Annotated in this window: 11 protein-coding genes; 4 read left to right on the top strand and 7 right to left on the bottom strand. The window is 29.8% G+C overall.

Annotated elements, in window-relative coordinates; genetic code table 11:
- The first annotated feature begins 727 nt into the window (after nt 1–727).
- The 4 genes from HHL20_RS00580 (at nt 728) to HHL20_RS00565 (ending at nt 5,067) form a co-directional block, all read left to right on the top strand.
- Nucleotides 728–1,951, top strand: a complete 1,224-nt coding sequence (locus HHL20_RS00580) for a site-specific integrase (RefSeq protein ID WP_169229276.1) — start codon at nt 728–730, stop codon at nt 1,949–1,951.
- 16 nt (nt 1,952–1,967) lie between these two features.
- Nucleotides 1,968–2,882: a hypothetical protein gene (locus HHL20_RS00575; RefSeq protein WP_169229275.1), complete on the top strand. Its 915-nt coding sequence runs from the start codon at nt 1,968–1,970 to the stop codon at nt 2,880–2,882.
- A gap of 154 nt (nt 2,883–3,036) precedes the next feature.
- Nucleotides 3,037–3,375: a hypothetical protein gene (locus HHL20_RS00570; RefSeq protein WP_169229274.1), complete on the top strand. Its 339-nt coding sequence runs from the start codon at nt 3,037–3,039 to the stop codon at nt 3,373–3,375.
- A 174-nt stretch (nt 3,376–3,549) separates the two neighbouring features.
- On the top strand, nt 3,550–5,067 hold the full coding sequence (locus HHL20_RS00565; RefSeq protein WP_169229273.1) for a hypothetical protein: 1,518 nt from the start codon (nt 3,550–3,552) through the stop codon (nt 5,065–5,067).
- Between the two features lie 105 nt (nt 5,068–5,172).
- Here HHL20_RS00565 and HHL20_RS00560 read toward each other — a convergent pair whose 3' ends face one another.
- From HHL20_RS00560 to HHL20_RS00530, 7 genes are all read right to left on the bottom strand, one after another.
- Entirely contained in the window at nt 5,173–5,880 is a 708-nt protein-coding gene (locus HHL20_RS00560) for an HNH endonuclease (RefSeq protein WP_169229272.1), read from the bottom strand.
- Between the two features lie 145 nt (nt 5,881–6,025).
- Entirely contained in the window at nt 6,026–7,966 is a 1,941-nt protein-coding gene (locus tag HHL20_RS00555; RefSeq protein ID WP_169229271.1) for a reverse transcriptase/maturase family protein, read from the bottom strand.
- A 164-nt stretch (nt 7,967–8,130) separates the two neighbouring features.
- Entirely contained in the window at nt 8,131–9,114 is a 984-nt protein-coding gene (locus tag HHL20_RS00550) for a BT4734/BF3469 family protein (RefSeq protein ID WP_169229270.1), read from the bottom strand.
- A gap of 58 nt (nt 9,115–9,172) precedes the next feature.
- On the bottom strand, nt 9,173–9,379 hold the full coding sequence (locus HHL20_RS00545; RefSeq protein WP_169229269.1) for a hypothetical protein: 207 nt from the start codon (nt 9,377–9,379) through the stop codon (nt 9,173–9,175).
- Between the two features lie 2 nt (nt 9,380–9,381).
- The gene (locus HHL20_RS00540) at nt 9,382–9,720 is read right to left on the bottom strand and encodes a hypothetical protein (protein WP_169229268.1); all 339 of its coding nucleotides are present in this window, start codon (nt 9,718–9,720) and stop codon (nt 9,382–9,384) included.
- 2 nt (nt 9,721–9,722) lie between these two features.
- On the bottom strand, nt 9,723–9,980 hold the full coding sequence (locus HHL20_RS00535; protein WP_169229267.1) for a hypothetical protein: 258 nt from the start codon (nt 9,978–9,980) through the stop codon (nt 9,723–9,725).
- An 8-nt stretch (nt 9,981–9,988) separates the two neighbouring features.
- A complete protein-coding gene (locus tag HHL20_RS00530) occupies nt 9,989–10,288 on the bottom strand; it encodes a hypothetical protein (RefSeq protein WP_169229266.1) in 300 nt (99 codons plus the stop codon).
- Between the last annotated feature and the right edge of the window lie 94 nt (nt 10,289–10,382).

Here is a 10,382-nt window from a genome sequence, read left to right as displayed (position 1 = left end):
AAAGAGTTTATAATTATTCAGTGACAACCAAAGACATAGTGCCGGAAACAGTTAAGATTTCGGATCACTTTTAAAATAATAACAGATAAGATTCTGTGTATCGGGAAACGATAGAATTACGATAAGATTTTGTATAATTTTCATGGTATGTGTTTTTGTTTTTCCAAAAATAAGATTTTTTTCATTACAAAGTGAGCGTGAAGAAAAATAATTATTTCCGACCCGAAAAATGTTTCATTTATTAAGAATATCACATGATCCGACAGGATTGAAAGATAATTTTATCATCCTTCTGATTCTTCTGAAAAAACCGCAACAGTGCTATCATTAATACTTGCATTATCTACATTAGAAATTTAGAAGGAGCATGTAATGGGTTCAGTTATATTTCCGCCAAAAAGTTCTGTAAGTTTCCATTTTATTGGTGAGGTATGTGATTTACAAGATATGAAATCTGTGATAATGGCAACCAATATTACCCATCACGATTAAAAAATAAAGCACAAAAAAAACACCTACATTTCTGTAAGTGCTTGATTTAAAAAGTGGTCCCACCTGGGCTCGAACCAGGGACCACCTGATTATGAGTAAGGGGTCACGGTATTTACTTTAGCTTACTTTTATTTACAATAATACTGTTTTTCAATCACTTATAGCAATAATTCATTTTGAATTTTGACTTATTTTTACTATTTTTGACTTTCAACCTTGACCTATAACTTGACCTATGGCAACAACACAACTAATGCTACGAAATAAACCTAAAGCAGACGGAAGTCTTCCAATTGTTTTTAAAGTATATCTAGGCAATAAATCTAAAATTTTGACTACACCATTTTCCGTACAGGAGAATCAATGGGATGCCAAAAATAAAAAAGTGAAATCGTCTCATGGCAAAGCACGTGAAATTAACGAAACTCTGAAAAAACTAGATACCCGTCTTAATGAAGCAATAATAGAACTGGAATCCGAAGAGCTTGATTACAATTTAAATGATATTGTTACAAAATTCTTAACACAATCAGCAGGTAACAAGATAAAATCTACTTCTGTGAAAGATTTTTTTCAGCAGAGAGTTGATTCATTAGATGAATTAACCAGATTTGGATATGCTAAAGCAATTAAAGAATCTATGCAAGCATTGTTCAGATTTGATAAAAACGAAGACCTTAGATTTAAAGATATTGATTTTGAATATTTAGTAAAATACGAAAATTTCTTAGCAAAAACGTGCAATAACGCAACTATAAGAATTAGAATGACTGATTTAAGGACATTATTTAACCTTGCCATACGGTCAGGATATGCAAAAAAAGAAGATTACCCATTCAAAAGTTATAGTATCCAGAAAAGATTAAAAATGCAATCTCGCAAAATCGCATTGAGTACAGAGCAGTTTGCAATGTTCAAAAGTTTTGATTGTGGAAAGTTCCCCAAATATACAGACACTTACAAAATGTTTCTGTTTTCTTACTATGTTGGAGGAATGAATTTTAAAGACATGGCATTTTTAGAATGGAATAGCATAAAAGGCGACCGCCTGCATTACACCCGAAGCAAAACAGGTCGAGATTTTAATGTTCCTTTACGGGCAGAAGCATTAGAAATTTTGGAATATTACAGAAGCTATGTAAGACCAGAAGCAACAAAATATATCTTTCCTGTTATCCTAAAAAATGGACTTGTTGATAAGCAGTTACACGGGAGATACAGAAGATGTTTAAGAATATTTAATTCTGGGCTGAAATTCATAGCAGAGCAAACAGGAATTGACGAAGATATAACCAGCTATGTAAGCCGTCATTCCTTTGCCACACATTTAAAATTCAATAATGTTTCTTCGGATGTGATTAGTCAAGTAATGGGACATTCTTCTGTTGCTGTCACAAACTCATATTTGAAAGATTTTGAGGATGATATTATTGATGATGCTTTCAGTAAATTAGCATAACCAAAGTATAGACAAAATGGAACAAAAAAGCCTTACAACAATATTAGCAGAAAAACTTGGACTTGACCCTGCACAAAATACAGACATTCGCTACCAAAAATTAAACACATTACTAAAAATCAAATCTGACGATGATTTGACCAGATTTATCAATAAAAATCTGCCTCCTGTAAGAGCAAATGATAAGCAGGAACTCTTAAAGCATTTTCAAAAATATCTAAGAATACACTATACAGAAGAAATCTTAAAATATTACGACCGACCTTTTACGAACAGAGCTTTGCAGATAAATCACTACAAAAACAGAATAACGGCTCATAAATTAGGTATGGAAAAACAACAACATAACAACAGTTATGAATATTTTCATGTTATTTTGGAAGAATTATCATTAATAGAACGCATTATCAGCAGGACAAAAAGCGATGATACGGCAGAAGTTCCACCACAATCTCAAGTCACGACTACAACTAGAACAATAAGACCTACTACTGAAAGGTCGGAAAGTCCAATAGAGCAAACTGTTTTTGGGTTAAATTTTGATTTTATCGGGCGACTGCATGAAAATCTTTGGTCAAAAAAATTTATTGATGAATCCTGCACCAAAGAAGTGTTTTTACAGCATTTTTATGTAGATACTGTTCCCGAAACTAGGATAAGATTAATCGGTAAAAATCAGTCTGACATAGGTCTTTTGATTAATTCATTACGGGATTTCTTCAAAGAAGATTATCAGGACAGTATGTTTTTTAATTCTTTCTGGGCAGAAAGATTCGAGTTTCAGACTAATGGTGATTCACAGAACCCAAAAACCAAAACCCCAAACGGCATAAGTAAGATAATTAGTGATGTGAAAACAGGCAATAGAAAGTCAACAAAAATCAATGCTATTAATGAAATTGTCGGAAATCTGCAAAATATTCCGCAGTAATTCCACATAAACTTAATACAAAACTCTTGAAACTCCTTTATACAGGGAGTTTTTGTTTTTTGCGGAATACTGTATTCCTCGACCTTTCCGCATTTCCTGCCATACTTTTGTAAACGGATTCAGCAACGAAGCTGGATAATAAAAAAGAAAAACAATGGTAAAAATTTTAACAGAATTTAAAGAAATGCTAATGAGCATTTTGAGCGAATTAAAGGAACTGAAAGAAACAGTCCGAATGTCAACGATTTTAAACAAAGAAGTATTAGATGTAAATGAAGCTGCGGTACTCACAGGATATAAAGTAAGCTATCTTCATAAGCTCAGCAGTGTCGGAACAGATTTACCCATTTATTCATCTTCTGGCAATGGTAAACTTTACTTTAAAAGATTGGAACTGCTGGAATGGATGACAAAACACAAAAGAAATAATTTCAATGACTTTCAGAATCAAGTAGATGATTATTTCTCAAAAAAAGGTAAAAAAGTAGCCTAAAATCCTTTACTAGCAATATAAACAATTGCTTCACAGACATGGTTTTAATCGCGCGTAAAAAGCCTGTCTGCAAATCTTTTTAAATCTTCAAAAATTTTAACAATTCAAGGTGTAGCCGTAGTAAAGGAACTATGGAGAGCTATTGCTGTGCCTTTTTTTAATACAAGAAACAATATGAAACAAAGAAAAAAACAAACAAATATGCAACAATATAAAAGCAAAAAATCAAACCGTAAAATCAATGCATCAGCCTTTTATCATGAGGATTATAAATGGAAAGTAGTGTTACCTACAATCATAGTTAATTATCTTCAGGAAAAAGTTCAGGTAGAACAACCGTTCAAAGGGTTCAAAATGAATAATGCCCTATACTTCCTGAGTTTAGTTATCAGTATTCCTGCGTATCAAAAAGACAAAACATATCTTTGGGGGTACATACCTATGGATTCCCAACGATTGAAAAAGAAAGATTCCAATTACAGTAAGTATTTTGAGTATTTTTTAAAGATTGGTCTTTTGCAGGGTAAAGGTCACTCAAAAGGTCGTACCTGTAAACGCTACCGATACAACTATGAAAATATCAATCTTGAGGGTGTTGAATGCTTGGATTTTTCAATATTTGAAATGACGGATAAATTTCTGGTTAAAAATCTTTTGAAAGAAGACATCAGCAATGACTGTCCGCATCTTTCCAAATGGTTTGATGATGGGCTGTTCCTTGATTTTGACCGTCTGAATGATGATTTGTCATCTGAGTTCTGCTACAATAAATACAGTTTGAGCTACAACAGATTAAATCCTATAATGGCTAAAGCATATAGCTATTGGTACACTGCATTAATGTTTAGAGAGCAATGTTACCGTATTTCTCGCAAACCTGATTCGGATAACAGACTGCATACGAATCTAACCAATATGCCGTCTAAATTCCGCCCATATTTGACGTATTATGGTGAAAAAATCCAAAGTCTGGATATTAAGAACTCACAACCCTATTTTATGGTTTTGGTATTGGAAAGTTTGAGTAATAGTAAGATTTTAGAGATAATGAGTAGAGTGTTTGGAATAGTTAATATAGGTACTATCCAGCATAAATTACAACAAATCACGTCTAGTAAGGTATTTCAAGAGGAATTTGCTCCGTTGAAAAAAGCAGTATTGACAGGTAAATTTTATGAATTTTTAATGCCATTTTTTACAGATATTCATCCTGATTATGACGGTGTATTTAGAAAGAAATTTTACAATTCAGACACTGGTAAAGCAGAAGTAAAAGAGTTCCCGACTAAACGAGATTTGATGAAAAAACTCACATTACAGATTCTTTACACTCCGCTCAAAAAACCGTCAAAAGAATATCTGATATTTAAACAGCATTTTCCTTTGTTGTGCGAATGTATCGAAGTTTTTAAAACGACTTCCGATGAAAAAGATTCATTTAAACTGTTCCCCAAACTTTTGCAACAGGTTGAATCTGATTGTGTAATTGATACCATTACAAAACAAATTGCAGAAACAAATCCTGATATGCCACTTTGGACTATACATGATTCTTTCTGTACTACTCAAAGTTGGTTTCCCGTTCTGGAATCTATGGTGCAGGAGTTGTTTTTAAGCTATTCTCAGGGCGTTTTACCGAGTTTTAAATCAGAATTATGGTGTAATACTGATGAGTGCCTAAAAGTGGCTTAAAATCAAAATGATTGAATTGGCTTTACACCTACTATCGTGTAAAGTCAATCTTTCTATATCGCTTCTTCTTTTCTGTGAATCCTTTGAAATTGCCATTTATAATAATTATTTATCCTTTTGCTTATTATTAATTTTAAATTTAGCAGGTAAAGAAATATTTTTCTTTAAGCAATATTCAATGAATTTGCCATTTTCAATTGCTTCAAAAGCTGAGGATTTTGCAAGTTCTAATGAAGAATACCTTTTTTTACTTTTTTGGTTATGAATTGTAAGGCAAAAATAATCGTCAATTTCATCAATTTTTATTTCAAATAAATTTTTCTTAATAGAATGAAAATGTTCTGAGCTCTTCCATTTTATAGAATTAATAAAATTCTTTTTTCGACTTTCAAACCTTCTCACTGATTCCATTAGATTAGATGCTTCTTGGCTATCAGTTAAATTATCACAGCAAAGTGTTCCAACTTCTAAGGCTCCCCATTTTTCATGATAAATATGAAAAACATATCTAATATTACTCCCACAATTGTCGCATTCTCCAATTAAATCTCCTAAATCTTCGTCACCGATATATTCCCATCCATAATTAGGTTTTATTTTCCCATGCTCCATTGCATGACAACTTTTGCATAATGTTACGCAGTCTTCAGATGCGTATTCCCATAGATTTCTGCCTTTTATATATTTTGTATGGTGAACTTGAAGAATTGTTTTACTTGATTCTTTTCCACATATTGAACATTTATAACCGTCAGATTCAATAATGCTATCACGGAATTCTTTCCAAAATTCACTATTATAATTGTTCTTCATGACTTAGGGTTTAAATTGTAATACTAATCTCTTTCAAATCTTATCCACAGATACTCTTTTGACAAACATATAAAAGTAATACGACAAAACGTGTCGTATTTTATTTATATAATTATATAATTTATTGAAAATAGAATTGTTATAATCATTTCTCTAATAGATGAAAGTAATAGCTAAAAGGTTTTCCATAGTAATTTATATTTCTTTCTTTGTCCTTAAAGGATATTAGAGTTTTTAATATAAGTCGTTCATTTACAATATATTTATTGCTAAGTTTTAATTTAAAACTATCTTCGCAAATTTCATCGTATTTTGAAACTGTTAACTTAAATCTAGAAGTCAATATTTTGAGTGATACTAATTCTTTACGAATTTCTTCGGAATCAAAAATTGAAATCTTAGGAATACAACTAAATAAGAATTTAGGTATAAAAACTTCTTTTTTATTGTTTGTGCTTGAAAGTTCTCGTTTTAATCTAGCAATTTGTTTATATCTACATCTGTCTAAATTTTTTAGTTGTCTAGCGATATGATTATTTTTTGATAATCGATTAAATCCTTTCGCCCAACAAAAATCATTTTCAATGTGATAGTAGTTTCTCATGTTAACCCTTCCAACGGACATTCCTATCAATCTATTACATACTGATTCCATTATGGTATCTTTAGATTTTCTTTGACCTCGCTTAACACTTCGTAATGTCAAATCTATGAGGTTTTGTTGTTTTAGTTTTTCTTTTTTTAATGACCGTTTTCTAACTCTAATCTCATTATTAAAAGAAACTTCATATCCCACAAATCCAATCCACTTTGTTGAATTTAAGTATGAGTTTGACCATCTGTAAGGACTTTTGGATTTTGTTTCTTCTGACCAAAAAATTTTAAAAATTTCCTTATTATGAAAATTAAATTTTGTAGGTGAGTGAGGAACAAGTTTTAGTTTCTTTAGATTTTCAGTATAAATTTGATAATAATTTTCACATTTTTTCTTATTGGGATGAATAATTACCATATCATCACAAAATCTTACATAATGTAATTTCTTATCATTATTTTTCAACAATTCAATATCTGCGAAATGTAAAACCATATTTGCAATAAGTCCTGATATAGCACCTCCTTGCGGTACACCAATTCGATTATTATGAATATTTTTATAATATTTTAGTTCTTTTAGCTCTTTATCAATCCAACCAAAATAACCATTTTCAATTTTATGCTGTTTCCAATATTCAGAATACTTTTTATGATTAAAAATTTTAACATTATGTACAAAAGAATATGATTCTAGGTATTTATAAAATATTCTTTCAGCATTTGAATCAATATTTAGAGGATTTTGTGAAATTAATTTTTTAAAACATTTCTTTACAACAGTATGGTTTACTGAGTCATAGAATTTACTAATATCACATTCACTAACATATAATTTTTTGCCTTCATAATCTGATTTATATTTAAATATAGAGTCAATTGCATGATGGTGAGATGTAACTGTTTTTTTACCATTATATAATCTTTTTGGTCGGAATGCGTGTGACTCTGAGAAAAAATGTGTGTCAAAATATTCTGATAAATATTTATTTGTCAGACTGATGATGATTCTATCTTTTAAGTTGTAAAGCGCAATTGGTCGGCATTTTGATTGATTTTTTTTTGATAGAGGAATTATTTTTGGAACTGTAAAACTATAATTAGGATTCAAAATTGAATCTTGAATATCTTTTATAAAATTATTTAAGTTTATTATAAATAATTCGTTAGGGCATTTTTTTTTATAGTAACGTATGGTTTCGTATAAAGATTCAGCATTATTCTTTATATTATCTATCTTTTGATGATTAATATAACGTCTCTGCTTTTTTAGAGTTTTCCATTTTCTACGAGGTGGTAAAATAGAATTTAATAATTGTAAATCTTCATCTATCTTTTCTTGATTTTTTTTATGATTTACATGATAGTTTGTTCTTTCATCTGATGATAGAAGGTGAACCAAATGTTTTTTACTTCGGTGTCTGGCAATTCTAGCTCTGATTTTACAAATAAGAGTTAATATTTTTTCTTCAGAAAAATAACTTTGTAACACGATTATAGTTTTTATAAGCTATAGAGAGTCCCTGAATTAAAAAGATAAATACTGAACATTGTCTTTGAAGTTCCTGCCACTTAATTCCAATATTGATTACAGTGTCAACACTAACAACCTACTAAATAAAATTTAGCCGCTGTCTAGGTACTCTCTATTAGCTATTATTTGTAACCTTTTTCTTTTGCGAAATGAATTATTGTGTTAAAGTTAATAGTTCCTTTCGAATTATGGTAACAATCCTCTAATAATGTTAAACATTCCGACTCATTAAACTTTAATTCATCTAGCTTACTCAATTCAATAAAGTATTTTTTTCCTAAATCAAATGTAAATGTATTTGATATTGCAAATGCTACTCTTAACCATTCATCATAAGAATGAGTTATAGACTTTTTTCCTTTTTTAAGAAAGTTGATGACTTTTAATATTTCTCTTTTTTTGGATTGAGAGTTTTTTCCAATATCATTATGTAAAATAAATTTACTCTTTCCAATGACATCTTTATTAACACTTACTTTTGTTTTAAGTGTTGATTTACTTGTTAATTCTAGATATTCATTGTTGTTAATTTCAAATTCAAAAAATGAGTTTTTTAGGGTAATATTCTCATCCCATGAAATAAAGCATAACCTTGTATAATCATTACCACTTTTGTCAAGTTCAACATTGTATTTTTCTAGAAAATAAGCAGAAACTTTTTTGAATGCTCTTTTATGGTGAAAGTCTATATTTTCATTAGTTAATTGAACATCATTAAATTTTAATTTAATAATCCCCTTTAATCCCGCTCCCGATGGGGAGACCCAATTAGCAATTATAAAATTATCATTATCCAAGATATGTTTTATTGATTCAATCGTTTGAGTGTCTAGTTTATCAATATCAATTACTAATATATTGTTATATTTAATAATTCCCTCTTTCTTCCTATTATTCTCTTTAAACAAAGCACAAAAGGTAACCACAGGAAGATTCTTTTTCTTAATTGAATATAGCTCACTTCCAGATTTATATAAATCATTCAATTCAAGAGTGAATAACTTAGCTTTATCACTTTTAATTTCTTGAAAAATATCATGTAAAGTTGTAACAGTTGAATTTGAATTTCTAAGATTACTTAGATAGCTAATCTGTAAATCTTTCATCATTACCAATTTTTCTCTTTAGAGATACCAAGATAATAATTAAGATTGAATAATAAAATTACCGCAATGTTTCCTGTATTTTATTTAAGAGTTGCTTTAAGTCTTCTTTGTTTAGTTCAATAGTTACCAAGCCATTGTCTGTATTGGTGAAAATTTGAAACTTATCTGGATTTTTTTCAATAACTGAAAAATCAGCGCTACAATTCAAAACTTGATATGGTTCAAATTCAGTCTTTTGAATATTTGTAATAATAATTTTGCTCATATTTAAAGATTTTCAAAAATAGTTATGATATTGTGGTATGACGAAGAATTGTCAAAAGATGCTAAGATGTTCCCTTTATGTGTTTTTTCTTTCAGTTCAATTTTCTGTATAGCATGATTGTAGGTCAGGACATATTTTTTAGTGCCAATAAAAAACCAAATTATATTTGCAGGTTGTCCTGCATATTGTTTTACAAGTATTTGACCGTCAGCTCTCCACATAATTGCTCCTAATAATGCAAGTGAAACGCCTTCGACATTTCCTGCATGATGATTGGCTCTACCAAGTACTCCTCTTAGGTATGTTTGTAAAATGTTTATTGAGTTTATAGTTATAGCCATAATTAATTTTCTAAGTAAATAATATCGGATTCATCTTGGATGTTGAAGACATTAATAAACTTGTTGTTTTCGTCAGTCTTCATAATTAAAATTTGATTTGCAGAAGCTTTAATACCTCCATACTCTATGACTCGAACAACTTCGTCTTTATCAAGAAATTTCTTTAAGAGTTCACCAATTTCATGGTCTTGAAGTTCTCTACTTTCTAATAAGTAGTAGTGGTTATTGTCTTCTTTGTCTTTTAGTCTAATTTCTTTCATTGTATGTGTTATTTTAATCTCATTTCTACTTGTTGCTCTTTTATGGTTTCAATAAATGAATTAGTATTGAAATCAAATCCATATAGCTCCATAGCATATATAAATGCTGTATTTAATGCGTAAACATCTTCTTTATTTATCCAACTCTTAGTAGGCATATGTACCAACCAATCATATATGTTACTCCTGTCTTGCGGTCCAGATTCTGCCAAATCTTCCTTTGCAATTAAATATTCAAGTTCGTTTTCTTTATTCCAGCTAATGCCTTTGTCTGTGATTAGCCAATTTCCAATTTTAAAGTTTTCCATGATATTATTAATTTTTTATAAAATTTATTTACATTTTTCAATCTCATCTTTTGGTTTTCATAGCTGAAAATTAAAAAGTTAAATCTTTGCGTAT

This window comes from Chryseobacterium cheonjiense (assembly GCF_012927265.1).
GTDB lineage: Bacteria > Bacteroidota > Bacteroidia > Flavobacteriales > Weeksellaceae > Chryseobacterium > Chryseobacterium cheonjiense.
This window is presented reverse-complemented; position numbering and strand designations above follow the sequence as displayed.

Coding starts and splice junctions, on each gene's coding strand:
- HHL20_RS00565 (WP_169229273.1), top strand. CDS start 3,550: ATGAAACAAAGAAAAAAACAAACAAATATGCAACAATATAAAAGCAAA.
- HHL20_RS00575 (WP_169229275.1), top strand. CDS start 1,968: ATGGAACAAAAAAGCCTTACAACAATATTAGCAGAAAAACTTGGACTT.
- HHL20_RS00535 (WP_169229267.1), bottom strand. CDS start 9,980: ATGAAAGAAATTAGACTAAAAGACAAAGAAGACAATAACCACTACTAC.
- HHL20_RS00545 (WP_169229269.1), bottom strand. CDS start 9,379: ATGAGCAAAATTATTATTACAAATATTCAAAAGACTGAATTTGAACCA.
- HHL20_RS00580 (WP_169229276.1), top strand. CDS start 728: ATGGCAACAACACAACTAATGCTACGAAATAAACCTAAAGCAGACGGA.
- HHL20_RS00560 (WP_169229272.1), bottom strand. CDS start 5,880: ATGAAGAACAATTATAATAGTGAATTTTGGAAAGAATTCCGTGATAGC.
- HHL20_RS00530 (WP_169229266.1), bottom strand. CDS start 10,288: ATGGAAAACTTTAAAATTGGAAATTGGCTAATCACAGACAAAGGCATT.
- HHL20_RS00570 (WP_169229274.1), top strand. CDS start 3,037: ATGGTAAAAATTTTAACAGAATTTAAAGAAATGCTAATGAGCATTTTG.
- HHL20_RS00540 (WP_169229268.1), bottom strand. CDS start 9,720: ATGGCTATAACTATAAACTCAATAAACATTTTACAAACATACCTAAGA.
- HHL20_RS00550 (WP_169229270.1), bottom strand. CDS start 9,114: ATGAAAGATTTACAGATTAGCTATCTAAGTAATCTTAGAAATTCAAAT.